Origin of the sequence: Pseudomonas sp. UBA6562, from assembly GCF_002434265.1 — a bacterium.
Classification (GTDB): Bacteria; Pseudomonadota; Gammaproteobacteria; order Pseudomonadales; family Pseudomonadaceae; genus Aquipseudomonas.
This window is the reverse complement of the sequence record NZ_DJJS01000001.1, coordinates 215,194-241,545: the sequence shown is the minus strand read 5'-3', so window position 1 is coordinate 241,545 and position 26,352 is coordinate 215,194. Positions and strand designations below refer to the sequence as shown.

Below are 26,352 nucleotides of genomic sequence, written 5' to 3'. Positions count from 1 at the left end.
GATCAGAGGTCCAGCAGGCGCCAGACCTCGTATGCAGGGGTTTCGTAAGGGTGGTGGGCTTTCAACGAGGCGATCGCCTGAGCAATCAGCGCATCGGCCACCACCAGCTCGACCTTCCACTCCTCCACCCGTTCGACCTGGCCCTGCCGCCCGGCGAACGGCTGGCTGCCGTCCAACGGGCGGAACTGGCCATGGCCCAGGGTCTGCCAGGCGCATTGGTCGTAGCTGCCGATGTGCCCGCCGCCAACGGCGAACACAGCGGCCTTGACCGTTTCGACGTGGCTGTCAGGCACGAAGAAGGCCAGCTTGTACACGTCTTAGTCCACCCACACCCGCGCATTGCGGAACATGCGCATGAGCGCCGCGTCTTCCTGCCACTCGTCCGGGCGCCAGGAGTTCTGCACCGCGCGGAAGACCCGCTCGGGGTGCGGCATCATGATGGTCACGCGGCCGTCGAGGCTGGTCAGGCCGGTGATCCCGCGCGGCGAACCGTTGGGGTTGGCCGGGTAGGTTTCGGTGACCTTGCCATGGTTGTCGACGAAACGCAGCGCCACGCAACCCGAGGCATCGGCTTGCTGCAGAGCCTGTTCGCTGGCGAACTCGGCATGGCCTTCACCGTGGGCGATGGCGATCGGCATGCGCGAACCGGCCATGCCGTCGAGGAAGATCGAGTTGGACTTCTGCACCTCGACCATGGCCACACGGGCCTCGAACTGCTCGGAACGGTTGCGCACGAAATGCGGCCAGTGCTCGGTGCCGGGGATCAGCTCGTGCAGGTTGGACATCATCTGGCAACCGTTGCACACACCCAGCGCGAAGCTGTCGCTGCGGGCGAAGAAGGCCTGGAAAGCGTCACGCGCACGGCTGTTGAACAGTGCCGACTTGGCCCAGCCTTCGCCGGCACCCAGGACGTCGCCGTAGGAGAAGCCGCCGCAGGCGACCAGGCCCTTGAAGGCTTCGAAATCGACGCGACCGGCGAGGATGTCGCTCATGTGCACGTCGATGGCGGCGAACCCGGCGCGGTCGAAGGCCGCAGCCATCTCCACCTGACCGTTGACGCCCTGCTCGCGCAGGATCGCCACTTGCGGGCGAATGCCCTTCTTGATGTACGGCGCGGCGATGTCGTCGTTGACGTCGAAGCCCAGCTTGACCGACAGGCCGGGGTTGTCCTCTTCGAGCAGCGCGTCGAATTCCTGGTCGGCGCATTCGGCGTTATCGCGCAGGCGCTGGATGCGGTAGCTGGTTTCGGCCCACTGGCGCTGCAAGCTGGAACGCTTGCCGCTGTAGAGCACGTCATCGCCCAGGCGCACGTAGATGTCGTTGTTGTTGATCGGTTGGCCGATGACCGCGGCGCAGTTCTCGCCCAGACCTGCCGCGCTGAACTGGCTCAGCACCACGGGGGTGGAATCGCGACGCACCTGGATCACCGCACCCAGCTCTTCGTTGAAGAGCACGGCGCAGGCTTTGTCGGCGCTGCCGGTAAGGGTCTTGAGGTCGAGGTTCACGCCGCAGTGGCCGGCGAAGGCCATCTCCAGCACGGTGGTCATCAGGCCGCCGTCGGAGCGGTCGTGGTAGGCCAGCAGGTGGCCGTCGGCGTTGAGGCCCTGGATCACCGCGAAGAAGGCCTTGAGGTCTTCGGCGTTGTCGACGTCGGGGGCCTTGTCGGCCAGCTTGCCGTGGGTCTGCGCCAGGATCGAGGCGCCCATGCGGTTCTGCCCGCGGCCCAGGTCGATCAGGATCAGGTCGGTTTCGCCCTTGTCCATGCGCAGCTCTGGGGTGAGGGTCTTGCGCACGTCGGTGACCGGAGCGAAGCCGGTGATGATCAGCGACAGCGGCGAGGTCACGCTCTTGTCGACGCCGTCCTCGTTCCACTGGGTCTTCATGGACATGGAGTCCTTGCCGACCGGGATGGTGATGCCCAGCGCTGGGCACAGCTCCATGCCAACGGCCTTGACCGTGTCGTACAGACGCGCGTCTTCGCCCGGGTGGCCGGCGGCGGACATCCAGTTGGCCGACAGTTTGACGTCGGACAGCTTGGCGATGGGTGCGGCGGCCAGGTTGGTCAGGGTTTCGCCGATGGCCATGCGCCCGGACGCCGGGGCGTCGAGCAGGGCCAGCGGGGTGCGTTCGCCCATGGCCATGGCTTCGCCGGTGTAGACGTCGAAGCTGGTGGCGGTGACGGCGCAGTCGGCGACCGGCACCTGCCACGGGCCGACCATCTGGTCGCGGGCGACCAGGCCGGTGATGGTGCGGTCGCCGATGGTGATCAGGAAGCTCTTGCTGGCCACGGCCGGGTGGTGCAGCACGCGCTGGAGGCAATCTTCCAGTTGCAGGGTGGCCGGGTCGAAGGCATCGCCCAGTTCCGCTTCGCGGGTGGCCGAGCGGTGCATGCGCGGCGGCTTGCCCAGCAGCACGTCGAGCGGCATGTCCACCGGGGTGTTGGCGAAGTGGCGGTCGGTGACGGTCAGGTGCGGCTCGGCGGTCGCCTCGCCGACCACGGCGAACGGGCAGCGCTCGCGCTCGCAGATGGCCTGGAAGCGCTCGAAATCGACGGCGCTGACGGCCAGCACGTAACGTTCCTGGGACTCGTTGCTCCAGATTTCGTGGGGCGCCATGCCCGGCTCGTCGTTGGGCACGTCGCGCAGCTCGAAGCGCCCGCCGCGGCCGCCGTCGTTGACCAGCTCCGGCAAGGCGTTGGAGATGCCGCCGGCGCCCACGTCGTGGATGAAGGCGATGGGGTTGTGCTCGCCCAACTGCCAGCAGCGGTCGATGACCTCCTGGCAGCGGCGTTCCATTTCCGGGTTCTCGCGCTGCACCGAGGCGAAGTCGAGGTCGGCCGAGCTGGCGCCGGTGGCCACCGACGAGGCGGCGCCGCCGCCCAGGCCGATGAGCATGGCCGGGCCGCCGAGCACGATCAGCTTGGCGCCGACGGTGATTTCGGCTTTCTGCACGTGGTCTTCGCGGATGTTGCCCATGCCGCCGGCGAGCATGATCGGCTTGTGGTAGCCGCGCACTTCACTGCCGTGGGGTGTGGCAATGGACTGCTCGAAGGTGCGGAAGTAGCCGGTCAGGGCCGGACGGCCGAACTCGTTGTTGAACGCCGCGCCGCCGAGCGGGCCCTGGATCATGATGTCCAGGGCGTCGACGATGCGCTCGGGCTTGCCGTAGGCCTGTTCCCACGGCTGGGCGAAGCCCGGGATGCGCAGGTTGGACACGGTGAAGCCGGTCAGGCCGGCCTTGGGCTTGGCGCCGCGGCCGGTGGCGCCTTCGTCGCGGATTTCGCCGCCGGAGCCGGTGGAGGCGCCGGAGAACGGCGCGATGGCGGTCGGGTGGTTGTGCGTCTCGACCTTCATCAGGATGTGCACAGGCTCCTGCACCGCGCCGTATTCGCGGCTGTCCGGGTTGGGGAAGAAGCGCCCGGCGACGTTGCCGACGATGACCGAAGCGTTGTCCTTGTAGGCCGACAGCACACCTTCGCTGTGCATCTGGTAGGTGTTCTTGATCATGCCGAACAGGCTTTTTTCCTGGGCCTGACCGTCGATGTCCCAGGTGGCGTTGAAGATCTTGTGCCGGCAGTGCTCGGAGTTGGCCTGGGCGAACATCATCAGTTCGATGTCGTTGGGGTTGCGCTCCAGGTTCTGGAAGGCGGCGACCAGGTAGTCGATCTCGTCGTCCGCCAGGGCCAGGCCCAGGTCGACGTTGGCTTGCGCCAGGGCCGCGCGGCCACCGCCGAGCACGTCCACCGAGGTCATCGGCCGCGGCTGGGCGTGGCTGAACAGGTCGGCGGCCTCTTCCAGACGGCCCAGCACGCGCTGAGTCATGCGGTCGTGCAGCTCGGCCGCGACCTGCTGGGCCTGGGCCTCGCTCAGGTCGCCGGCGACGTAGTAGGCGATGCCGCGTTCCAGGCGCTGGATGCTCTGCAGGCCGCAGTTGTGGGCGATGTCGCTGGCCTTGCTGGCCCAGGGCGAAATGGTGCCCAGGCGTGGCACCACCAGGAACAGACGGCCTTCGGGCGCCTGTACCGCGACGCTCGGTCCGTACTTGAGCAGGCGACCCAGCACCTGCTGCTGGTCGGCGCTCAACTCGCCGTCGACGTCGGCAAAGTGGGCGAATTCGGCATACAAACCGGTAACAGCGGGGACTTTCTGGCTCAGTTGCTCGAGTAACTTACCGTGGCGAAAGGCAGAAAGGGCAGGAGCGCCGCGCAGGATCAACATCGTCGGGACAGCCTCAAGAAGGGGTGTGCTTGGAGGCCGGGCATTCTAGCCTAAGTCAGTGGAAATCGGCACCCGCCACAGGGCAGAAAGCGCTGTCCGGTCGCACGTCGCGGGTACTACCCCCCGCCACAGGCGCCCCGACGCGGGCGCTGCCGGCCGGCGCCCGGCGCTATCAGACAACATCGGCGTTGTCGAGATATGGCGAAACCGGCCCTTTGCGTATACTGCACCCCATGTTCGCCCACACTGCTTTGCGCCAGCGCTGCGCCAGATGGCTCATCGCAACCGGACTCTTCCTGATGCTCGCTGCCTGTGTTGAAAAACCCAGCACACTCGAGCGGGTCAAGGAAGACGGCGTGCTGCGCGTCGTCACCCGCAACAGCCCGGCCACCTATTTCCAGGACCGCAACGGCGAAACCGGCTTCGAATACGAGCTGGTCAAGCGTTTCGCCGACGAGCTGGGGGTGGAATTGAAGATCGAGGCCGCCGACAACCTCGACGACCTTTTCACCCAGCTGGGCCAGCCCTCCGGCCCGGTCCTGGCCGCCGCAGGACTGGTCAGCAGCGCGCAGCGCAAGACCCAGGCGCAGTTCTCCCACCCCTACCTGGAAGTCACCCCGCAGGTGATCTACCGCAACGGCCGTCCGCGCCCGACCCAACCCAGCGGCCTGGTGGGCAAGAAGATCATGGTGCTCAAGGGCAGCAGCCACGCCGAGCAGTTGGCCGAGTTGAAAAAGCAGTACCCGGCCCTGGAATACGAAGAATCCGACGCCGTCGAGGTGGTCGACCTGCTGCGCATGGTCGACGAAGGCCAGATCGATCTGACCCTGGTCGACTCCAACGAACTGGCCATGAACCAGGTGTACTTCTCCAACGTGCGCGTGGCCTTCGACCTGGGCGAGGCTCGCGACCAGCGCTGGGCCGTGGCCGCCGGCGCAGACACCAGCCTGCTCGACAAAGCCAACGCCTTCCTCGACGAAGCCGAAAAGAACGGCACGCTGCAACGCTTGAAGGAACGCTATTACGGACACGTCGACGTGCTTGGCTACGTCGGCGCCTACACCTTTGCCCAGCACCTGCAGCAGCGCCTGCCCAAATACGAGAAGCAGTTCAAGGCCACCGCCAAGACCGAGCAGGTCGACTGGCGCCTGCTGGCCGCTATCGGCTACCAGGAGTCTATGTGGCAGCCGGAGGTCACCTCCAAGACCGGCGTGCGCGGCCTGATGATGCTGACCCAGCGCACCGCCCAGGCCATGGGCGTGTCCAACCGCCTCGACCCGCGCCAGAGCATCATGGGCGGTGCCAAGTACTTCATGCTGGTCAAGGACCAGCTCGACGACAGCATCAAGGAGCCGGACCGCACCTGGTTCGCCCTGGCCGGCTACAACGTCGGCAGCGGCCACCTGGAAGACGCCCGTACCCTGGCCAAGCGCGAAGGCCTGAACCCGAACAAGTGGCTGGACGTGAAGAAGATGCTGCCACGCCTGGCGCAGAAGCAGTGGTACAGCAAGACCCGCTACGGCTACGCCCGTGGCGGCGAACCGGTGCATTTCGTGGCCAACATCCGCCGCTACTACGACATCCTGACCTGGGTGACGCAGCCGCAGCTCGAAGGCCAGCCGGCCGATGCCAACTTGCACCAGCCGGGAATCAACAAGGACAAGCCGGCGGAGCAGCCGGACCAGCGCTAGGCCCTAGGCCGAAGCCAGTGCTGTGCAGGCCTCAGCCACGTGCGCGCCGCGCCTTGAAGAACGCACTCAATGCCTGCCCGCATGCCTCCCCCAACACCCCGCCTTCGACCAGCACCCGGTGGTTGAGAAACAGCTGGTCGAAGAAGCGACCCTGGCTCTGCACCACGCCGGCCTTCGGTTCGCTGGCGCCGAACACCACGCGGGCGATGCGCGCGTGCACGATCAAGCCCGCGCACATGCTGCACGGTTCGAGGGTGACATACAGGGTGCTGCCCGGCAGCCGGTAGTTGCCGGCCGCCTGCGCCGCAGCGCGGATGGCGACCATCTCGGCGTGGGCACTGGGATCGCTGTCGAGGATCGGCCGGTTGAAGCCGGCGCCGACCACCTCGCCGTCCTGCACCAGCACGGCACCCACCGGCACTTCGCCGAGGGCCGCGCCCTGGGCGGCGAGGTCCAGCGCCTGGCGCATGAAGTCCTGATCGCGGCTGCGATCGATGATCCGGTTACGCATCAGACCACCGCGATCGCCGCCATCAGGCCGGTTTCCATGTGGTCGATGACGTGGCAGTGGAACATCCAGGTGCCGGGGTTATCCGCGACCAGCGCCACCTGCGCGCGTTCGTTCTTGCCCAGCAGGTAGGTGTCGGTGAACCATGGCTCGCGGATGTCGTGGCGGTTGGAATTGATCACCTTGAAACTCATGCCATGCAAATGGATGGGGTGCTGGTACTGGGTCATGTTCTTCAGTTCGAAGATGTAGCTCTTGCCCTTCTGCAGGGTGGCGATGGGGCGGTCGGCGCAGGTTTTGTCGGTGATGTCCCAGGCCTGGCCGTTGATCTGCCACAGGCTGGGCGGCCGGCCGTCTTCCACGCCCACCGACACTTTGCCGGCCCACTCGAAATTGAAGTTGAGCTTTTCCGCGTTGGCCAGATCCGGTTCGGCGATGGGATTGGGCGGCAACGCCGGCGGCCAATCGCTGGGCGCTTGGTTGCTGGCGACCGAACGCAGGGTACCCAGGCGCACGAAACCGTCGCGCAGGGAAATCTCTTCGCCCGCCTCGGGAATACGGATGGCCAGGCAGATGCGCATGCCTGGACCGAGCCAGTAGTCGTCATCCAGTGGGCGTGGGGTGATGGGGTTGCCGTCGAGGGCATAGATGCGCGCCTCGCAGTTGCCCTTGAGGTTGATGCGGTAGGTCCAGGTGTTGTCCAGATTCAGCAGACGCACGCGCACCACCTGCCCGGCCGGCAGTTCGCTGACCGCCTCGGCCTTGCCGTTGATGGTGATCAGACGCCCGGCGGTGCCGTTGCGCGCCGCTTCGCGCGGCACGCTGAAGGGCATGAAGGCGCCCTGCTCGTCGACGTGCCAGGTTTTCAGGCTCAGCGTGCGTTCGTGCAGGAAGCCCGTGGGCTCGCGCTCCTCGACAATCAGCGGCCCGACCAGACCGCGGCCGAGTTCTTCCGAGCTGCTGACATGGGGGTGGTACCAATAGCTGCCAGCGTCCGGCACGCGGAATTTGTAGTCGAAGTACTCGCCCGGCTTGACCGGCAATTGCGACACATAGGGCACGCCGTCCATTTCCAGCGGCAGGCGGATGCCGTGCCAGTGGATGGTGGTTTCGACCGGCAGGTGGTTGATGAAGCGCACGCGCAACCAAGTGCCCTGGCGCACCCGCAGCTCGGTGCCGGGCGCCGAAGGGCCGAAGGCCCAAGCCTGGGTGGTGTGCCCCGGCACCAGTTCCACGTCCAGGGGCGCTGCGATCAGTTGGTAGTCGTGCCCGGCGTTTTCGTCTTCGACCCGGCCCAGCCAGTAGCGTGTCGCCCCTCCGGCGCCCAGGCCCACCACTGCCAGACCGGTGAGGCCCGTAAGAATCTGTCGACGGGTAAAGGACATTGCAGCGGGCACCTCGTAAAACGCAATCAGTCTGCCAGCATGGCCGGCGCTCAAGGGCGAATACGATACACCTGCATTTGCGAAAGATTAAGTGAAGCCTGCGCCATGTACCTACTCGGGGAAGTGCTGCTTGGCAATCTCCACGACTTCTTCCTGGGTGATGGGCGCCAGCGCGGCCACGGCCCACAGGTCGAACGCCGGGTAACCGCGCTGGATCGGCAGCACCATGTCGAACCCCGCCGCCTGCAGTGAGCCGGTCAGCACGCGCTTGGTGAAGCCGCAGCGGTGGGCCATGTACAGGTTGCCGTTGGCCATGGCCGGGCGATGGCCGTAGAGGATGTCGATGGGGGCGATGGGGCCGGCCGGCGAGCGGTAGGCTTCGTCGGTCAGCTTGTCTTCGGCGACCAGCGCGCACACCGATTGCAGGTCCGGGCAGGTGACCACCAGGAAACCGCCGGGCTTGAGCACACGCTTGAACTCGGCCAGGGCCACCGGCACTTCGTGCGGGTACAGGTGCTCGATGTTGTGGCTGGAGAACACCGCATCGACCGAAGCGTCGGCGACCTGGGACATGTCGGTCATGGTGCCGATCAGGTCCGGGTTGACGCTCTGGTCGATGTCGAAACGCAGCTCGTGCCAATCGGCGGAAGCGAAGCCCGGCGTGGTGCCGCTCTTGTTCTTGGGACCGCAACCTACATGCAGGAAGGTTTTCACAATCGGCTACTCGCGCGGGAATACAGGGAAAAGTTGGCGGCTTTCAGGCCATGCCTGAGACAGGCCGCGTCTGGCGCACACTAGTGCGCCGGGCCTTGGCGGTCAAGCCAGCGAAAAATGCGCTCGAATGGTTCCCTACCGCTCATCCGAAAGTCTTTTCCGCTTGTTTTCGAAGGCGGCCCCTCGCAACGGGCCAACCCGCGCCGTTACAAGCTCAGCCTATAGATAGCTTGCTTTTTATAACCAAAAAGCAGCAAACGGCAAAACGCCATCAAAAAAGATTCTTAATGTTTCGCAGGTCCATGTCGCTAAACGACTGGGAGGCCACCAAATGTCCTGCCCAAGGCTACGGCGACAACGCTGGCAGCGCACTAAAACCCTAGACAGGATGCGTTCATGAGCTACATCTCTTCGTTGACTCCAGCGCAAGTCGCTGCCTTGAGTACGACCACGATCGCCGGGCTGGCAACCCAGGACGTCGCGGCGCTGAGCACCGCTCAGCTCGCCCAGATGACCACCGCGCAGATCGCCGTCATCAGCAAACCCAACATCGCCGTACTGTCCACCAGCCAGTTGCCGGCCCTGACCACCGCTCAGGTCGTGGCCTTGACCACCGCCCAGGTGAGCGCGCTCAAAGCCACTCAGGTCACCGCCCTGACCACGACCCAGGTCGCCGCCCTGGAAACCGCCGATGTCGCCGCCCTGCCCGCCACGCTGCTGGCCAGCCTGACCACCGCGCAGACCGCCGCGCTGACCACGGCGCAAGTGGTGGCCCTGACCACCGCGCAAGTGGCCGCGCTGAAGACCACGCAAGTGGCCGCCCTGACCACCACGCAAGTGGCGGCCCTGGAAACCGCCGATCTCGGTGCGCTGACCACCGCCGGTGTCGTGGCCCTGACCACCGCCCAGGTGGCCGCCTTGACCACGGCCCAGATCGCCGCGCTCAAGGTCGCCCAAGTGGCGGCGCTGGAAACCGCCGACGTCGCCGCCCTGACCACCGCCCAAGTAGTAGCCCTGACCACTGCCCAGGTGGCTGCGCTCAAACCCGCGCAGGTCGCGGCCCTGACCACCACGCAAGTCGCGGCCATGGAAGCGGCCGACGTCGCCGCCCTGCCCGCCGCGAGCATCGCAGCGCTGACCACGGCACAGACCGCCGCCCTGACCACCGCGCAAGTGGTGGCCTTGACCACGGCCCAGGTCGCCGCGCTCAAACCCGCGCAGGTCGCAGCCCTGACCACCACGCAGGTGGCGGCCTTGGAGCCTGGCGACCTGGCCGCGCTGACCACCGCCGGCATCGTTGCCCTGACCACCGCGCAAGTGGCTGCATTGACCACTGCTCAAGTCGCCGCGCTGAAACCGACGCAGGTCGCGGCCATGGAAACCGCCGACCTCGCCGCCCTGACCACGGCCCAAGTCGTCGCCCTGACCACCGCGCAGGTCGCCAACCTGACCACCGCGCAAGTGGCCGCCTTGACCACCACGCAAGTGGCCGCCCTGGGCACCGCCGATGTCGCCGCGCTGACCAACGCCAGTGTCGTGGCGCTGACCACGGCGCAGGTCGCCGCCCTGACCACCGCCCAGGTCGCCGCGCTCAAGGCCACACAGATCGCGGCGATGCAGACCGTCGACGTCGCCTCGCTGACCACCGCCCAGGTCGTCGCCCTGACCACCGCGCAGATGAGCGCCTTGACCAGCGCGCAAGTGGCGGCGCTGACCACCGCACAGGTCGCCGCCCTGGAAACCGCCGATCTGGCCGCCCTGCCGGTCACCAGCATCGCGGCCCTGACCACGGCGCAGACCGCCGCGCTGACCACCGCCCAGGTCGTGGCCCTGACCACCGCCCAGATCGCCGCGCTCAAGCCGGCCCAGGTCGCGGCCCTGACCACCACCCAAGTAGCCGCCCTGCAAACTGCGGATGTGGCGTCGCTGACCACCGCTGGCGTGGTCGCCCTGACCACCGCCCAGGTCGCGGCACTGACCACCGCCCAAGTGGCCGCCTTGAAGGCGACCCAGGTCGCCGCGCTGGAAACCGCCGATGTCGCCGCGCTGACCACCGCGCAGATCGTTGCCCTGAGCACAGGCCAGGTCGCCGCCTTGACCACCGCTCAAGTGGCGGCGCTGACCACCACCCAAGTGGCCGCGCTGGAAACGGCCGACATCGCCGCCTTGCCGGTCAACAGCGTGGCCGCGCTGACCACCGCGCAAACTGCGGCCCTCACCACGGCCCAGGTCGTGGCCCTGACCACCGCACAGGTCGCCGGTCTGAAGGCGACCCAGGTCGCCGCCTTGACCACCACCCAGGTCGCCGCCCTGCAGCCCGCCGACGTGGCGTCGCTGAGCAACGCCGGCGTCGTGGCCCTGACCACCGCCCAGGTCGCCGCACTGACCACCGCCCAGGTCGCAGCGCTCAAGCCGACCCAGGTCGCAGCCATGGAAACCGCCGATGTCGCGGCCTTGACCACCGCACAGGTGGCGGCCCTGACCACGGCCCAGGTCGCAGCCCTGACCACCGCCCAAGTGGCCGCGCTGACCACCACGCAAGTCGCGGCCATCGTCACCGCCGACATCGCCGCGCTGAGCGCGGCCAGTGTCGTGGCCCTGACCACCGCACAAGTCGCCGCACTCACCACTGCCCAGGTCGCGGCGCTGAAACCGGCCCAGGTCGCCGCCTTGCAGACCGTCGACGTCGCGGCTTTGACCACGGCCCAGGTGGTGGCATTGACTACCGCTCAGGTCGCGGCACTGACGACCGCGCAAGTCGCAGCCCTGACCACCACGCAAGTGGCGGCCATGGAAACCGCCGACATCGCCGCCCTCACCGTCGCCAGCGTCGGGGCGTTGACCACTGCGCAGACCGCCGCATTGACCACGGCCCAGGTGGTGGCCCTGACCACGGCCCAGGTGGCCGCCTTGAAGCCGACCCAGGTCGCCGCCTTGACCACCACCCAGGTCGCAGCGCTGCAAACCGTCGATGTGGCGGCGCTGTCCACTGCCGGCATCGTCGCCCTGACCACCGCCCAGGTCGCGGCCCTGACCACCGCGCAGGTGGCCGCGCTCAAGCCGACCCAGGTCACGGCACTGGAAACCGCCGACGTGGCCGCGCTGACCACCGCGCAAGTCGTGGCGCTGACCACGGCGCAGGTGGCGGCCCTCAAGCCGACGCAAGTCGCCGCACTCACCACCACGCAGATCGCGGCGCTGGAAACCGTCGATGTCGCCGCGCTGACCACCGCGCAAGTCATGGCGCTGACCACGGCGCAAACGGCCGCCCTCACCACCGCGCAAGTGGCGGCGCTCAAGCCGACCCAGCTGGTGGCGTTGGGGACCGCCGACGTGGCTGCGCTGACCACCGCCCAGGTGGTGGCCCTGACCACCGCCCAGGTAGCCGGGCTCACGACGGCCCAGGTGGCGGCACTGACCACCACCCAAGTGGCCGCGCTGGAAACCGCCGACGTCGCCGCGCTGAGCGTGGGCAGCATCGCCGCCCTGACCACGGCGCAGACCGCCGCGCTGACCACCGCGCAAGTGGTGGCCCTGACCAACACCCAGGTGGCCGCACTGAAACCGGCCCAGGTGGCCGCCTTGACCACCACGCAAGTGGCAGCCCTGCAGCCGGGCGATCTGGCCGCGCTGACCACCGCCGGCGTCGCCGCCCTGACCACCGCTCAGGCAGCCGCCCTGACCACGGCCCAGGTCGCCGCGCTCACCGCCACCCAGGTGGGCGCGCTGACCACTGCCGATGTCGCCGCGCTGACCACCGCGCAAGTGGTGGCACTGGGCACCGGCCAGGTCGCCGCCTTGACCACCGCCCAAGTGGCGGCCCTGACCACCACGCAAGTGGCAGCCCTGGAAACCGCCGACCTCGGCGCGTTGACCACCGCCGGCATCGTCGCCCTGACCACTGCGCAGGTCGCGGCCCTGACCACCGCCCAGGTCGCTGCGCTCAAACCGACGCAGATCGCTGCGATGCAGACCGTCGACGTCGCCTCGCTGACCACGGCCCAGGTCGCCGCCCTGACCACCGCGCAGATGGGGGCCTTCACCACCGCGCAAGTGGCAGCGTTGACCACCGCACAAGTGGCGGCCCTGGAGACCGCCGACCTGGCCGCCCTGCCGGCCAACAGCATCGCAGCCCTGACCACGGCGCAGACTGCCGCGCTGACCACCGCCCAGGTGGTGGCCCTGACCACCGCCCAGGTAGCCGCGCTCAAGCCGGCCCAGGTCGCGGCACTGACCACCACGCAAGTGGCGGCCCTGGAAACCGCCGACGTCGCCGCGCTGACCACCGCCGGCATCGTCGCCCTGACCACCGCGCAAGTGGCGGCCCTGACCACGGCACAAGTCGCCGCGCTCAAACTGGCGCAGGTCAGCGCCCTGGAAAACGCCGACCTCGCCGCCCTGACCACCGCGCAAGTGGTGGCCTTGACCACGGCCCAGGTCAGCGCGTTGAAAGCCACCCAGATCGCCGCCATGACCACCACGCAAGTGGCGGCCCTGGAAACCGCCGACCTGGCCGTGCTGAGCAACGTGCAGCTGGCCGCCCTGACCACCGCGCAGGTCGCGGCCTTGACCACCGCACAGATCGGCGCCCTGAAGCCGGTCCAGATCGCCGCGCTGGAAACGGCCGACGTGGCCGCCCTCACCACCGCCCAGGTCGTCGCGCTGAGCACCGCGCAGGTCGCCGCGTTGACTACCGCGCAGGCGGCAGCCCTGACCACCACGCAAGTGGCCGCGTTGGAAACCGCTGACGTGGCTGCCCTGTCGCTCACCAGCATCGCCAGCCTGACCACCGCGCAAACCGCGGCCTTGACCACCGCCCAGGTGGTGGCCCTCGGCACCGCCCAGGTCGCGGCGCTCAAGGTCGGGCAGATCGCGGCCCTGACCACCACGCAAGTGGCGGCCATGGAAACCGCCGACATCGCTGCGCTCACCGCGCCGCAGATCGTCGCCCTGACCACCGCGCAAGTCGCGGCGCTGACCACCGCCCAGATCGTCGCGCTCAAGCCGACCCAGATCAGCGCGTTGGAAACCGCCGATGTCGCGGCCTTGACCACCACGCAGATCGCCGCCATCGAAACCGCAGACATGGCGGCGCTGACCACCGCGCAAGTGGCGGCTCTGACCACGGCCCAGGCCGCGGCCATGACCACCGCGCAGTTGTCGCACCTGTCGATGAACCAGGTCGATGCCTTCACTTCGGCGCAACTGCAAGCGATGAGCGCCACGCAGATCGATGCCCTGGCGCTCTCCACCCCGCTGGTGCTCGACCTCAACGGTGACGGCGTGCAAACCCAGCACCTGCGCGCCGGGGTGCAGTTCGACCTCAACGCCGACGGCCACAAGGAAACCACCGGCTGGGCCAGCGGCGGCGACGGGCTGCTGGTGCTCGACCGCAATGGCGACGGCCAGGTCAACGACGGCAGCGAACTGTTCGGCTCGTCCTTCCGCCTGCCTGACGGCTCGCTGGCCAAGGACGGTTTCGAAGCGCTGACCAGCCTGGACAGCAACCATGACGGTGTGGTCAACGCCAGCGACACGCTGTTCTCGGCGCTGCAGGTGTGGGTCGATCGCAACAACGATGGCGTCACCGATGCCGGCGAGCTGCACAGCCTGCACGACCTGGGCATCACCCAGTTCAACCTGGATGCGCACAAGACCGCCGAGCTCAACCACGGCAACCTGATCGGCCTGAACGGCAGCTTCGAAACCAGCGACGGCCAGAGCCATACTCTCGCCGACGTGTGGTTCCGCACCGACGGCAATGGCGCGCAGTCGATCGACCTGACCCAGCTCGACCCGCAAGCGGTGGGTGCCCATGCCTTGGGCCACCTGGACCTCGCGGCCGACGGCGGCCAGGCCACCACCCTGACCGTCGATGCGGCCGCAGTGGCGGCCCTCGGCCAGGCGGGCCAGGTCGATGCCGGCAACGGCGCGGCGGCACCGGTGCAGATGATCGTCGACGGCAACGCCAACGACACCCTCAACGTCACCGGCGATGCCGGGCAGTGGCAGGCGGCGGGCACCACCGAGGTGAACGGCGCGAACTACAACGTGTTCAACGACGGTGACGTGCAATTGCTGGTGGCGACCGACGTGCAGACTTGGATTCACTGATCGTCGGTGTTAAACCTTGACTGACCGGATACCGGGCTCGAAAGAGCTCGGTATTTTTTTATACGCAGCTGTACTTATTCGGAGACAGTGGCGTTCATGCCTACCGATCCTTTTCCGCCACTCGAGCTCGACAGCCTGCTGGCCAGCAGCCTGCAAGCGATCGAACGCGTAGCCTTGGAACCGATGCAACTGCTCGACATCGCCGAGCGGCTCAATGCAGCGCAACGCCCGCACGATGTGGCCGCGCTGTACCGACACTGGCTTCAGCACTGCCAGTCGGCGGTCAATTACATCGTCCAATTCAACCTCGGCGCGACCCTGACCCTGTTGGGTCAACTGGACGCCGCCGAACAGGCCTACCGCGCGGCCATCGCGCAGAACCCGCGCTTCGCCCAGGCCTGGTTCAACCTCGGCGCCCTGCAAGAGCGTCAGCAGCAGCCGCAGCGGGCGCTGACCACCTGGCAGTCGATACTCGACGAGCAGTTGGTCGACACCGGAGAGGGCCGTGAGCTGTACCTGATGACCTGCAACGCCATCGGCCGCCTGAGCGAAGAAACCCGGCAGTTGCAGGCGGCCGAGCGTGCGCTGGAGGCGAGCCTTGCCGCCGATCCTCGACAACCCAAGGTCATCCAGCATTGGCTGCACCTGCGTCAGAAGCAGTGCGTGTGGCCGACCTATGCGCCGCCCGCCGGCCTCAGCCAAGGGGATCTGCTCAAGGCCTCGTCGCCCCTGGCGTTGCTGGCGGCCAGCGACGATCCGGGCTTGCAACTGGCGGCGGCCATGCGTTTCGTGCGCGACCGGGTGAATGCGCCGGGGACGGCTTTGGCACCTAGCGGCGGTTATGGCCACGGCAAACTGCGCATCGGTTTCCTGTCTTCGGACTTCTGCCTGCATGCCGTCTCGCTGCTGACCGTGGAGCTGTTCGAGCTGATCGACCGCGCGCAGTTCGAGGTCTACGGCTTTTGCTGGAGCCGCGAGGACGGCTCGCCGCTGCGCGAGCGGGTCAAGCGGGCGATGGACCGTTTCGTGCGCATCGACACGCTGGACGACGCCGCCGCCGCGCGCTGCATCCGCGAGCACGAGATCGACATTCTCATCGACCTGCATGGCCTGACCGCTGGCGCCCGCCCGGACATTCCCGCCTGGCGCCCGGCGCCGGTGCAGATCACCTACCTGGGCTTTCCCGGCACTACGGGCCTGCCCGGCATCGACTACGTGATCGCCGACCGCTACCTGATTCCCGACAGCGAGCAGCCCTATTACAGCGAAACGCCGCTGTACCTGGCGCAGATCTACCAGTGCAGCGACCGCCAGCGCCCGGTGGCCGAGCTGCCCAGCCGCGCCGCGTGCGGGCTGCCGGAGGATCGCTTCGTGTTCTGCTCGTTCAACAACAACTACAAGTTCAACGAGGCGATGTTCGACTGCTGGCTGCGCATCCTCCAGCGCAGCCCGAACAGTGTCCTGTGGCTGCTGGCGGACAATCCCTGGGCCCAGGCCAACCTGTGCGCCCGCGCCGCTGACCGCGGCGTCGACCCGCAACGTCTGCTGTTCGCCCCGCGCGTGGCACCGGCGCAGTACCTGGCGCGCTACGCCGCCGCCGATCTGTTCCTCGACACCTACCCGTTCAATGCGGGCACCACGGCCAACGACGCGCTGTGGATGGGCCTGCCGGTGCTGACCCGCTCCGGGCGCACCTTCGCCTCGCGCATGGCCGGCAGCTTGTTGACGGCACTGGGGTTGCCCGAGCTGATCTGCGATTCGTTACAGGCGTACGAAGACCGCGCCGTGGCGCTGGCTGCCCAGGCGGGTGGGCTAGCGACCTTGCGCGAGCGCTTGCGGGCAGGACGGGAAACGTCGGTGCTGTTCGATACGCCGCGTTTCGTGCGGGATTTCGAAGCGGCGTTGAAGCAGGTGGCGCTGGGCGTGCGGTAAGACGCTGGGCGATCCGGGCAGATACCGTCTTGACGCTGCGAGCGCGCCTGCGCGGCTGACGTCAGGACGGTATCGACGGCTTCACTCCTCGACGTTCATGTATTCCTTGGCCCAGCGGATGTAGTCCTCCGGCTGGGTGTAGGTGTGCGACAGCTCGGTGGCGCTGAGGTTTTCCGACTTGCTCTGCTTCTGCTGGCCGCGCTGCAAGCGCAGGCAGTCGTACGTCGCCTTGATGGCGGCGAAGTAAGCGGCATGGCCGTCGACCACGATACGCACGCCCAGCTCGGCCAGACGCTGGTCGTCGCGCAAGTTCGGGTTGCCGTAGCTGACCAGCATCAGCGGCACGCTCAGATGTTGGGAGATCTGCTCGAGGTGGGCGAAATCCTTGATGCCGACCATGCAGATGCCGTCGGCCCCGGCTTTCTGGTAGCTCTGCGTGCGGTGGATGACTTCCTCGGTGCTGAGCACGCCGGCATTGGTGCGGGCGATCACAGCCATGGCCGAATCGACCCGGGCCTCGACGGCGGCGCGGACCTTGCCGGCGCCCTCCTCGACCGAAATCAGATCGGTCGACTTGCGCCCGAACTGCGCAGGCAGCAGCGTGTCCTCGATGGTCAGCGCGCTGACCCCGGCACGCTCCAGCTCGACCACCGTGCGCATGACGTTCAGCGCGTTGCCATAGCCGTGGTCGGCATCGGCGAGGAACGGCAGTTGCGCGACGCGGCCGATGCGCGTGGCCTGCTCGACGAACTCGCTGAGGGTGATCAGGGCGAAATCCGGGGCGGCCAACACCTGCAAGGAAGCGACAGAGCCACCGAGGATGCCGACTTCGAAGCCAAGGTCGGCCGCGATGCGCGCGGACATGGGGTCGAAGACCGAGGCGGTGTGGTAGCACGCGTTCGAAGCGAGCAACTCGCGGAACGCCAAACGCAGATCGTGGTGGGAAGCCTTGGGCATGGTCACTCCGCTAGTACGTCAAATATTAACTGGCTCCCAGAGCCGGCCTTGCCGACCTGTTCCAATCATTGCCATGGGAAGCACTCCATGCGTCGCATGCAGGCAGGGAATAGAAGGCGTGGGATGCTGTGTAGAGAAATACTGCGGCAATATGCTGCACCAAGGTGGTGCAAAGCCAGGTATTCCGCCTGTTGGGCGCTGCCACGATAGCACGCGGCCAGGTTTCCCAGAATGAAAGCCGCTATGCCGATCATGCATAGGGGATGCATGTTTTACATAGATAGCTATGTAACTCGGGATACACTTCGTTGTCATCGAGCCTGGTAGCTCTTCTTTTCCAGGCTCTGTCTGAAAGGTTTTGGGACAAAGCCAGGCAGGGCCGATGGCGGCCTCGCCGGTTTTCCACGCGGCGTGGGCAAGTCTCGGATTTCAGACCCAGCCCAATCTGCATGCGAAGGTAAACCGTGACCGTTGCCCTTTCCGATTCCGCGCTGCGCACCGTACTCACGGCGTTGATGCTGGCCATTTTTTTAGGTGCGTTGGACCAGACCATCGTGGCGGTGTCCTTGCCGGCCATTTCCACCGATTTCAACGACGTCGGCCTGCTCGCCTGGGTGATCTCGGGATACCTGGTGGCCATGACCGTAGCCGTACCCATCTACGGCAAGCTCGGCGACCTGTATGGGCGGCGGCGGATGATCCTGACCGGCACCGCCGTGTTCACCTTGGCGTCGATCGCCTGCGCGCTGGCGCAGAACATGGAGCAACTGGTGTTGGCGCGAGTGCTGCAAGGGGTGGGCGCCGGCGGCATGGTCTCGGTCAGCCAGGCGATCATCGGCGATTACGTGCCGCCCCGCGAGCGCGGGCGCTACCAGGGCTATTTCAGCAGTATGTATGCCTTGGCCAGCGTCGCCGGGCCGGTGCTGGGCGGTTGGCTGACGGCCTACCTGTCGTGGCACTGGGTGTTCTGGATCAATCTGCCGCTGGGCCTGGTGGCGCTGTGGGCGCTGCACCGTGCGCTGGCCGGCTTGCCGGTCACGCGGCGCCAGGCGCAGGTCGACTATCTGGGCGCGCTGCTGATGATCCTCGGCCTTGGCAGCTTGCTGCTGGCCATCAGCTTGGTCGGCCACGGTCAGGATTGGCGCTCGCTGCCGGTGCTGGGATTGTTCGCGGGCGCCGGCATCGGGCTGTCGCTGCTGCTGGCCCACGAACGGCACTTCCCCGAGCCGTTGCTGCCGCTGGGGCTGTTCCGCAACCGAGTGGCGGTGTTGTGTTGGTGCGCGATCTTCTTCGCCAGCTTCCAGTCCATCTCCCTGACCATGCTCATGCCGCTGCGCTACCAGGCGATCACCGGCGCCAGCGCCGACAGCGCGGCCCTGCACCTGCTGCCGCTGGCCATGGGCTTGCCGCTCGGCGCCTTTACCGGCGGGCGCCTGACCACGCGCACCGGGCGCTACAAGCCGCAGATCCTCGCAGGCGCCGTGCTGATGCCGCTGGCAATCCTGGGGATGGCGTTCAGCGCGCCGCAGTCCACCGGGTTGAGCGCGCTGTTCATGTTGTTGGCAGGGGTGGCCGGCGGTTTGCAATTCCCGACCTCGCTGGTCGGTACGCAGAGCGCCGTGGCCCGGCAGGACATCGGTGTGGCGACCAGCACCACCAACCTGTTCCGTTCGTTGGGTGGCGCAATGGGGGTGGCGATCGTCTCCACGCTACTGCTGGCGCTGCTGCAGCAGGGCGGCCTCACGCTGTTGGGCGACCCGCTGCTGGGCAGCCAGGGCGATAGCCCGGTGGACGCGCAGGCTGCCCAACAGTTGCTCAAGGTGTTTCGTCAGGTTCTATTAGGCAGTACGGCGGTGGCGCTGCTGGCCGTGGCGGCGGCGGTGGCGCTGCCGGACCGGCAACTGCGCGGCCATTGAGAGGAAGGCGGCTTGCCCGCACCTGGGAAACGCTGCCCTCACAAACCTTCACAAATCACCGTTTGCGCAGGGCCGGGCTCAAGCGCAGCATGTCCAGCCCGGCATCCACCCATTTTTCCGCATCGCCGAGCAGGTCGAAGCTCTCGGGCAGCAGCAACCAGCTGCCAAGCAAGCCATCGACATAGGCGAACAGCACCACGGCGGCCTGCTCGGGGTCGAGGTCGGCGGGCAATTGCCCACGGCGCATGGCATTGTTCATGGCAGCGATCATGCCGCGGTGGCAGTCCAGTACGGCGTGCTGGCGCTGCTGGCGAATCTCGCACATATCGTCGGTGAACTCGCACTTGTAATGCAGAATCTCATTGATGCGCCGAGTCCGGGCATCCATCACCAGCTCGCGACACACCTGCAACAGCAGCTTGCGCATGCAGCCGAGGGGGTCGACCTCGTCCTCGCTCTCGCTGGCCCGGGCCAGGTGGTCGTGGGTTTCATGCAGCATGTCGAGCAGCGCCTGCACCAGCTCGGCCTTGTTGTTGAAATGCCAATAGATGGCACCGCGGGTGACGCCGGCCAACTGGGCGATATCGGCCAGGGTGGTGCGCGCCACGCCACGGCGGTAAAAGGCTCTTTCCGCGGCCTCGATGATCTGGGCGCGGGTTTCCTGGGCTTCTTCTTTGGTACGACGGACCATGGCAGCACATACCTCAATCAGGTTCCGAGCCAAAACGACGACGCGGGATCTGCCGGAGCGCCTCTAACGTGCGCCTTCCGGAACTGAATTCTTCGGCGTGCGGAGGCAGTCGATTGCCAGCGCACGGTATTTACAAACAACCATGAACGTAAGTATATTCCTTAGCAAGCTATTTATCCAACCGGTAGCCTTTTCGTAAAACCCTACCCATTACCCTCGAGCTCTCCTGCTCTTGCGATCCGAGGATCTCCATGCACTTCAAGCCAGCTGTCACCGCTCTGGTTTCCGCCGTCGCCCTGGCCACACTGCTCAGCGGCTGTAAGAAAGAAGAGGCGCCGCCAGCTGCGCAGGCTCCTCAGGTCGGCGTCGTCACCCTGCAACCGCAAGCCTTCACCCTCACCCAGGAACTGCCGGGCCGGACCACGGCCTTCCGCGTGGCCGAAGTACGGCCTCAGGTCAACGGCATCATCCTCAAGCGTCTGTTCAAGGAAGGCAGTGACGTCAAGCAGGGCCAGCAGCTCTACCAGATCGATCCAGCGGTGTACGAAACCACCCTCGCCCAGGCCCAGGCCAACCTGCAGGCCGCGCGTTCGTTGTCGGGTCGCTACAAGCAGTTGATCGACGAGCAGGCCGTCAGCCGTCAGGAGTACGACGATGCCAACGCCAAGCGCCTGCAAGCCGAAGCCACCTTGAAGAGCGCGCAGATCGACCTGCGCTACACCAAGGTACTGGCACCGATCAGCGGCCGCATCGGGCGCTCGGCCTACACCGAGGGGGCCCTGGTCAGCAACGGCCAGACCAACGCCATGGCCACCATCCAGCAGCTCGACCCGATCTACGTCGACGTCACCCAATCCACCGCCGAGCTGCTCAAGCTGCGCCGGGACCTGGCCAGCGGCCAGTTGCAGAAGGCCGGCGACAACGCCGCCGAAGTGCAACTGGTGCTCGAAGACGGCAGTCTGTTCCAGCAGAAGGGCCGCCTGGAGTTCTCCGAAGTGGCGGTCGACGAAACCACCGGTTCCGTGACCCTGCGCGCGATCTTCCCCAACCCCGACCACACCCTGCTGCCCGGCATGTTCGTGCACGCGCGGCTGCAGGCCGGGGTCAACGCCAACGCCATCCTGGCGCCGCAGCAGGGCGTGACCCGCGACCTCAAGGGCACGCCGACCGCACTGGTGGTGAACAAGGACAACAAGGTCGAGCTGCGCGAGCTCAAGGCCAACCGTACCCTGGGCAGCGACTGGCTGATCGAGGAAGGCCTCAACCCGGGCGACCGCCTGATCACCGAGGGCCTGCAATACGTGCGTCCCGGCGTCGAGGTGAAGGTCAGCGAAGCCACCAACCTGAAGAAGTCCAACGACCCCGATCAAGCCAAGGCCGGCCACGCAGACGCCAAAGCGGAGTAAACCATGTCGAAGTTCTTTATCGATCGCCCGATCTTCGCGTGGGTGATCGCCTTGGTGATCATGCTGGTCGGCGCCCTGTCGATCTTCAAGTTGCCGATCAACCAGTACCCCAGCATCGCGCCGCCGGCCATCGCCATCGCCGTGACCTACCCGGGCGCTTCGGCGCAGACCGTGCAGGACACCGTGGTGCAGGTCATCGAGCAGCAGCTCAACGGCATCGACAACCTGCGTTATGTGTCTTCGGAAAGTAACTCCGACGGCAGCATGACCATCACCGCGACCTTCGAGCAGGGCACCAACCCCGATACCGCGCAGGTCCAGGTGCAGAACAAGCTCAACCTGGCCACCCCACTGTTGCCGCAGGAAGTGCAGCAGCAGGGTATCCGTGTGACCAAGGCGGTGAAGAACTTCCTCATGGTCATCGGCCTGGTGTCCGAAGACGGCAGCATGACCAAGGACGACCTGGCCAACTACATCGTCTCGACCATGCAGGACCCGATCTCGCGCACCTCGGGCGTCGGCGACTTCCAGGTGTTCGGTGCGCAGTACGCCATGCGCATCTGGCTCGATCCGGCCAAGCTGAACAAGTTCCAGCTGACCCCGGTCGACGTGCGCACGGCAGTCACCGCGCAGAACGTGCAGGTGTCTTCCGGCCAGCTCGGCGGCCTGCCTGCGGTACCCGGCACGCAGCTCAACGCCACCATCATCGGCAAGACCCGCCTGCAAACCGCCGAGCAGTTCGAGAAGATCCTGCTCAAGGTCAACAGCGACGGTTCCCAGGTGCGCCTGCGTGACGTCGCCAAGGTCGGCCTGGGTGGCGAGAACTACTCGGTCAGCGCCCAGTTCAACGGCAAGCCGGCTTCCGGCCTGGCGGTCAAGCTGGCCACGGGTGCCAACGCCCTGGACACCGCCAAGGCGCTGCGCAAGACCATCAGCGACCTGGAGCCCTTCTTCCCGCCTGGGATGAAGGCGGTATTCCCGTACGACACCACCCCGGTGGTCACCGAATCGATCAGCGGGGTGATCCACACCCTGATCGAGGCCGTGGTCCTGGTGTTCCTGGTGATGTACCTGTTCCTGCAGAACTTCCGCGCCACCGTCATCACCACCATGACCGTGCCGGTGGTGTTGCTCGGGACCTTTGGCATCCTCGCGGCCTTCGGTTTCAGCATCAACACCCTGACCATGTTCGCCATGGTCCTGGCCATCGGCCTGCTGGTGGACGACGCCATCGTCGTGGTGGAAAACGTCGAGCGGGTGATGTCCGAAGAAGGGCTGCCGCCCAAGCAGGCGACCAAGAAGTCCATGGAGCAGATCCAGGGCGCTCTGGTGGGTATCGCCCTGGTGCTTTCGGCGGTACTGCTGCCGATGGCCTTCTTCGGCGGCTCGACCGGTGTGATCTACCGGCAGTTCTCGATCACCATCGTCTCGGCCATGGGCCTGTCGGTCCTGGTCGCGCTGGTGTTCACCCCGGCGCTGTGCGCCACCCTGCTCACGCCGCTGAAAAAGGGCCAGCACCATGTCGCCAAAGGCGGCTTCTTCGGCTGGTTCAACCGCACCTTCGACCGCAGCGTACAAGGCTACGAGCGCAGCGTCGGCTTCATCCTGTGCCGCAAGATCCCGTTCCTGCTGGCCTATGCGCTGATCGTGGTCGGCATGATCTGGCTGTTCACCCGCATCCCGGCCGCGTTCCTGCCCGAGGAAGACCAGGGCGTGCTGTTCGCCCAGGTGCAGACCCCGGCCGGTTCGAGTGCCGAGCGCACCCAGGACGTGGTCGATCAGATGCGCGCCTACCTGCTCAAGGACGAAGCCGACACCGTGTCGTCGGTGTTCACCGTCACCGGCTTCAACTTCGCCGGTCGCGGGCAGAGCTCGGGTATGGCCTTCATCATGCTCAAGCCGTGGGGCGAGCGCAGCGCCGAGAACAGCGTGTTCGGCCTGGCCCAGCGTGCGCAGCAGCACTTCTTCAGCTTCCGCGACGCCATGGTGTTCGCCTTCGCCCCACCGGCGGTGCTGGAACTGGGTAACGCCAGCGGCTTCGACGTGTTCCTGCAAGACCGTGCAGGTGTGGGCCATGAGAAACTCATGGAGGCGCGCAACCAGTTCCTGGCCAAGGCCGCGCAGAGCAAGATCCTCGCCGGCGTGCGCCCCAACGGCCTGAACGACGAGCCGCAGTACCAGCTGATCGTCGACGACGAGCGCGCCAGTGCCTTGGGCGTGACCATCTCCGACATCAACAACACCCTGTCGATCGCCTTGGGCGGCAGCTACGTCAACGACTTCATCGACCGCGGTCGGGTCAAGAAGGTGTACATCCAGGGCGAATCCAGCGCCCGAATGAGTCCTGAAGACCTGCAGAAGTGGTACGTGCGCAACGGTCAGGGCGAGATGGTGCCGTTCTCTTCCTTCGCCAGCGGCGAGTGGACCTACGGTTCGCCCAAGCTGTCGCGCTACAACGGTGTGGAAGCGGTCGAGGTGCTTGGCACCCCGGCGCCTGGCTACAGCACCGGCGAAGCCATGGCCGAGGTCGAGCGCATCGCCGGCGAGCTGCCGGACGGCATCGGCTATGCCTGGACCGGCATGTCGTACGAGGAAAAGCTCTCGGGTTCGCAGATGCCGGCACTGTTCGCGCTGTCGATCCTGTTCGTGTTCCTCTGCCTGGCGGCCCTGTACGAAAGCTGGTCGATCCCGATCGCGGTCGTGCTGGTGGTGCCGCTCGGTATCATCGGTGCGCTGATCGCCACCAGCCTGCGCGGGTTGTCCAACGACGTGTACTTCCTGGTCGGCCTGCTCACCACCATCGGCCTGGCGGCGAAGAACGCGATTCTGATCGTCGAGTTCGCCAAGGAACTGCACGAACAGGGCCGCAGCCTGTACGACGCCGCCATCGAGGCGTGCCGCATGCGTCTGCGTCCGATCATCATGACCTCGCTGGCGTTCATCCTCGGCGTGGTACCGTTGACCATCGCCAGCGGCGCCGGCTCTGGCAGCCAGCATGCCATCGGTACCGGTGTGATCGGCGGCATGATCAGTGCGACCGTGTTGGCCATCTTCTGGGTGCCGCTGTTCTTCGTCGCCGTTTCGTCGCTGTTCGGCAGCAAGGAACCGAAAAAAGACGACACCCCCGACAATCCTGAAACTCCACGTTATGAGGCTGGGCAATGACCAAGTCGCTGTTGTCCCTGGCGGTCACCGCCTTCATCCTGGGCGGCTGCTCGCTGATCCCCGACTACCAGCGCCCCGAAGCGCCGGTGCCGGCACAGTTCCCGCAGGGGCCGGCGTATTCGCCGGCCGAATCGGCCAACGTCGCCGCCGCCGAACAAGGCTGGCGCCAGTTCTTCACCGACCCTGCGCTGCAACAGCTGATCCAGACGTCGCTGGAAAACAACCGCGACCTGCGGGTCGCGGCGTTGAACATCGACGCCTACCGCGCGCAGTACCGCATCCAGCGCGCCGACCTGCTGCCAGCGGTGTCGGCTGACGGCGCCGGTACGCGCCAGCGCTTGCCGGCCGACCTGTCGACCACCGGCCAGTCGGCCATCTCCAGCCAATACTCGGCCACCCTGGGCGTGAGCGCCTACGAACTCGACCTGTTCGGCCGGGTGCGCAGCCTCAGCGAGCAGGCCCTGGAAACCTACCTGTCCAGCGAAGAAGCACGGCGCTCCACGCAGATCGCCCTGGTGGCCAGCGTGGCCAACGCCTACTACGCCTGGCAGGCCGACCAGGCCCAGCTCAGGCTGACCCAGGACACCCTCAAGGCGTACGAGCAGAGCTTGAGCCTGACCCAGCGCGCCAGCGACGTGGGCGTGTCCTCGGCGCTCGACCTGAGCCAGGCGCGCACCGCCGTGGAAGGCGCGCGGGTCAAGCTGGCGCAGTACCAGCGCCTGGTCGCGCAGGACGTCAACAGCCTGGCCGTGCTGATCGGCACCGGCATTCCGAACAACCTGCCCGAGCCGCTCAAGCTCGACGCCGACCAGTTGTCCGAAGTGCCCGCCGGGTTGCCCTCGGACCTGCTGCAACGCCGTCCGGACATCCAGGAAGCCGAGCACCTGCTCAAGGCCGCCAACGCCAACATCGGCGCGGCCCGCGCGGCCTTCTTCCCGCGCATCAGCCTGACTGCCAACGCCGGCACCCTGAGCCCGGACATGGGCGGGCTGTTCAGCGGCGGTTCCGGCACCTGGCTGTTCCAACCGCAGATCAGCCTGCCGATCTTCAACGGCGGTGCGCTGCGCGCAAGCCTGGACTACGCGAAGATCCAGAAGGACATCAACGTCGCCCGCTACGAGAAGACCATCCAGACCGCCTTCCAGGAAGTCGCCGATGGCCTGACCGCGCGCAAGACCTACAAGGAACAGTTGCAGGCCCAGCGCGATCTGGTGGCCGCCAACCAGGACTACTACCGCCTGGCCGAGCGCCGCTACCGCATCGGCATCGACAGCAACCTGACCTTCCTCGACGCCCAGCGCTCGCTGTTCAGCGTGCAACAGGCGCTGATCACCGACCGGCTGTCGCAGCTGACCAGCGAGGTCAACCTGTACAAGGCCCTCGGCGGCGGTTGGTATGAGCGTACCGGCGAGGCCAATCGGCAAGCCGCTCGCTGATCCTGCGACTGGCCCGTCCTGCGCGACGGGCCAGCTCCTTTCAGGGCATTCGAAGCCCCATCCGTCACCTCGACCACTCCCAGTCGTGCGCCTGCGTTGCCCCCCCCTCCCCCTGCTGATCCGTGCACTTGCTCCGGCATCCGGGCAAAATGAACCAACTGGAACATTCCGTTCGGTAATCGCCCCCTTTCGTTCGCGTGCAATTGTCCTGCCCTGCCCT

14 protein-coding genes are annotated in these 26,352 nt (G+C 66.6%); 7 read left to right on the top strand and 7 right to left on the bottom strand.

Translation table 11 applies throughout. The features are described 5' to 3' along the window. Positions 1-2 precede the first annotated feature (2 nt). Both B4M43_RS01120 and purL read right to left on the bottom strand, forming a co-directional pair. A complete protein-coding gene (locus B4M43_RS01120; RefSeq protein WP_296263315.1) occupies positions 3-314 on the bottom strand; it encodes a YqfO family protein in 312 nt (103 codons plus the stop codon). A 3-nt stretch (positions 315-317) separates the two neighbouring features. After that, positions 318-4,217, bottom strand: coding sequence for a phosphoribosylformylglycinamidine synthase (gene purL, locus B4M43_RS01115; RefSeq protein WP_296263313.1), 3,900 nt, complete (start codon positions 4,215-4,217; stop codon positions 318-320). A gap of 233 nt (positions 4,218-4,450) precedes the next feature. Here purL and mltF point away from each other — a divergent pair, with 233 nt between their 5' ends. Next, a complete protein-coding gene (mltF, locus tag B4M43_RS01110; protein ID WP_296263311.1) occupies positions 4,451-5,908 on the top strand; it encodes a membrane-bound lytic murein transglycosylase MltF in 1,458 nt (485 codons plus the stop codon). Positions 5,909-5,939: 31 nt separating this feature from the next. Here the strand turns inward: mltF and tadA are convergent, their stop codons facing one another. The 3 genes from tadA to B4M43_RS01095 form a co-directional block, all read right to left on the bottom strand. Then, on the bottom strand, positions 5,940-6,419 hold the full coding sequence (gene tadA, locus B4M43_RS01105) for a tRNA adenosine(34) deaminase TadA (protein ID WP_296263309.1): 480 nt from the start codon (positions 6,417-6,419) through the stop codon (positions 5,940-5,942). Continuing rightward, complete coding sequence (locus B4M43_RS01100; RefSeq protein WP_296263308.1) at positions 6,419-7,801, bottom strand: multicopper oxidase family protein; 1,383 nt, start codon at positions 7,799-7,801, stop codon at positions 6,419-6,421. The genes tadA and B4M43_RS01100 overlap by 1 nt, the downstream gene beginning before the upstream one ends. Before the next feature lie 111 nt (positions 7,802-7,912). Continuing rightward, entirely contained in the window at positions 7,913-8,515 is a 603-nt protein-coding gene (locus B4M43_RS01095) for a class I SAM-dependent methyltransferase (RefSeq protein ID WP_296263306.1), read from the bottom strand. A gap of 396 nt (positions 8,516-8,911) precedes the next feature. On the opposite strand from B4M43_RS01095, the gene B4M43_RS01090 reads away from it, so the two are divergent. Both B4M43_RS01090 and B4M43_RS01085 read left to right on the top strand, forming a co-directional pair. After that, positions 8,912-14,629, top strand: coding sequence for a hypothetical protein (locus tag B4M43_RS01090; RefSeq protein ID WP_296263303.1), 5,718 nt, complete (start codon positions 8,912-8,914; stop codon positions 14,627-14,629). Positions 14,630-14,725: 96 nt separating this feature from the next. Further along, the gene (locus B4M43_RS01085; RefSeq protein WP_296263301.1) at positions 14,726-16,561 is read left to right on the top strand and encodes a tetratricopeptide repeat protein; all 1,836 of its coding nucleotides are present in this window, start codon (positions 14,726-14,728) and stop codon (positions 16,559-16,561) included. 81 nt (positions 16,562-16,642) lie between these two features. Here B4M43_RS01085 and B4M43_RS01080 read toward each other — a convergent pair whose 3' ends face one another. After that, complete coding sequence (locus B4M43_RS01080) at positions 16,643-17,518, bottom strand: isocitrate lyase/PEP mutase family protein (protein WP_296263300.1); 876 nt, start codon at positions 17,516-17,518, stop codon at positions 16,643-16,645. Positions 17,519-17,982: 464 nt separating this feature from the next. On the opposite strand from B4M43_RS01080, the gene B4M43_RS01075 reads away from it, so the two are divergent. After that, positions 17,983-19,434, top strand: a complete 1,452-nt coding sequence (locus B4M43_RS01075; protein WP_296263297.1) for an MDR family MFS transporter — start codon at positions 17,983-17,985, stop codon at positions 19,432-19,434. Positions 19,435-19,489: 55 nt separating this feature from the next. Here the strand turns inward: B4M43_RS01075 and B4M43_RS01070 are convergent, their stop codons facing one another. After that, positions 19,490-20,125, bottom strand: a complete 636-nt coding sequence (locus tag B4M43_RS01070; protein ID WP_296263295.1) for a TetR family transcriptional regulator — start codon at positions 20,123-20,125, stop codon at positions 19,490-19,492. A 251-nt stretch (positions 20,126-20,376) separates the two neighbouring features. Between B4M43_RS01070 and B4M43_RS01065 the strand changes: the two genes are divergently transcribed. From B4M43_RS01065 to B4M43_RS01055, 3 genes are read left to right on the top strand one after another with little or no spacing between them, the layout of a single operon-like run. Beyond that, positions 20,377-21,531, top strand: coding sequence for an efflux RND transporter periplasmic adaptor subunit (locus tag B4M43_RS01065; protein ID WP_296263293.1), 1,155 nt, complete (start codon positions 20,377-20,379; stop codon positions 21,529-21,531). 3 nt (positions 21,532-21,534) lie between these two features. Next, a complete protein-coding gene (gene ttgB, locus B4M43_RS01060) occupies positions 21,535-24,696 on the top strand; it encodes a multidrug efflux RND transporter permease subunit TtgB (RefSeq protein WP_296263289.1) in 3,162 nt (1,053 codons plus the stop codon). Then, positions 24,693-26,132 (top strand): AdeC/AdeK/OprM family multidrug efflux complex outer membrane factor, encoded by a 1,440-nt coding sequence (locus B4M43_RS01055; RefSeq protein ID WP_296263287.1) that lies wholly within the window; start codon positions 24,693-24,695, stop codon positions 26,130-26,132. Before ttgB ends, B4M43_RS01055 begins: the two co-directional genes overlap by 4 nt. Positions 26,133-26,352 lie beyond the last annotated feature (220 nt).

Bases quoted from the DNA above. Each gene is read 5' to 3' on its own strand.
- B4M43_RS01065 (WP_296263293.1), top strand. From the start codon at position 20,377: ATGCACTTCAAGCCAGCTGTCACCGCTCTGGTTTCCGCCGTCGCCCTG.
- B4M43_RS01100 (WP_296263308.1), bottom strand. From the start codon at position 7,801: ATGTCCTTTACCCGTCGACAGATTCTTACGGGCCTCACCGGTCTGGCA.
- purL (WP_296263313.1), bottom strand. From the start codon at position 4,217: ATGTTGATCCTGCGCGGCGCTCCTGCCCTTTCTGCCTTTCGCCACGGT.
- B4M43_RS01090 (WP_296263303.1), top strand. From the start codon at position 8,912: ATGAGCTACATCTCTTCGTTGACTCCAGCGCAAGTCGCTGCCTTGAGT.
- mltF (WP_296263311.1), top strand. From the start codon at position 4,451: ATGTTCGCCCACACTGCTTTGCGCCAGCGCTGCGCCAGATGGCTCATC.
- B4M43_RS01070 (WP_296263295.1), bottom strand. From the start codon at position 20,125: ATGGTCCGTCGTACCAAAGAAGAAGCCCAGGAAACCCGCGCCCAGATC.
- ttgB (WP_296263289.1), top strand. From the start codon at position 21,535: ATGTCGAAGTTCTTTATCGATCGCCCGATCTTCGCGTGGGTGATCGCC.
- tadA (WP_296263309.1), bottom strand. From the start codon at position 6,419: ATGCGTAACCGGATCATCGATCGCAGCCGCGATCAGGACTTCATGCGC.
- B4M43_RS01080 (WP_296263300.1), bottom strand. From the start codon at position 17,518: ATGCCCAAGGCTTCCCACCACGATCTGCGTTTGGCGTTCCGCGAGTTG.
- B4M43_RS01055 (WP_296263287.1), top strand. From the start codon at position 24,693: ATGACCAAGTCGCTGTTGTCCCTGGCGGTCACCGCCTTCATCCTGGGC.
- B4M43_RS01085 (WP_296263301.1), top strand. From the start codon at position 14,726: ATGCCTACCGATCCTTTTCCGCCACTCGAGCTCGACAGCCTGCTGGCC.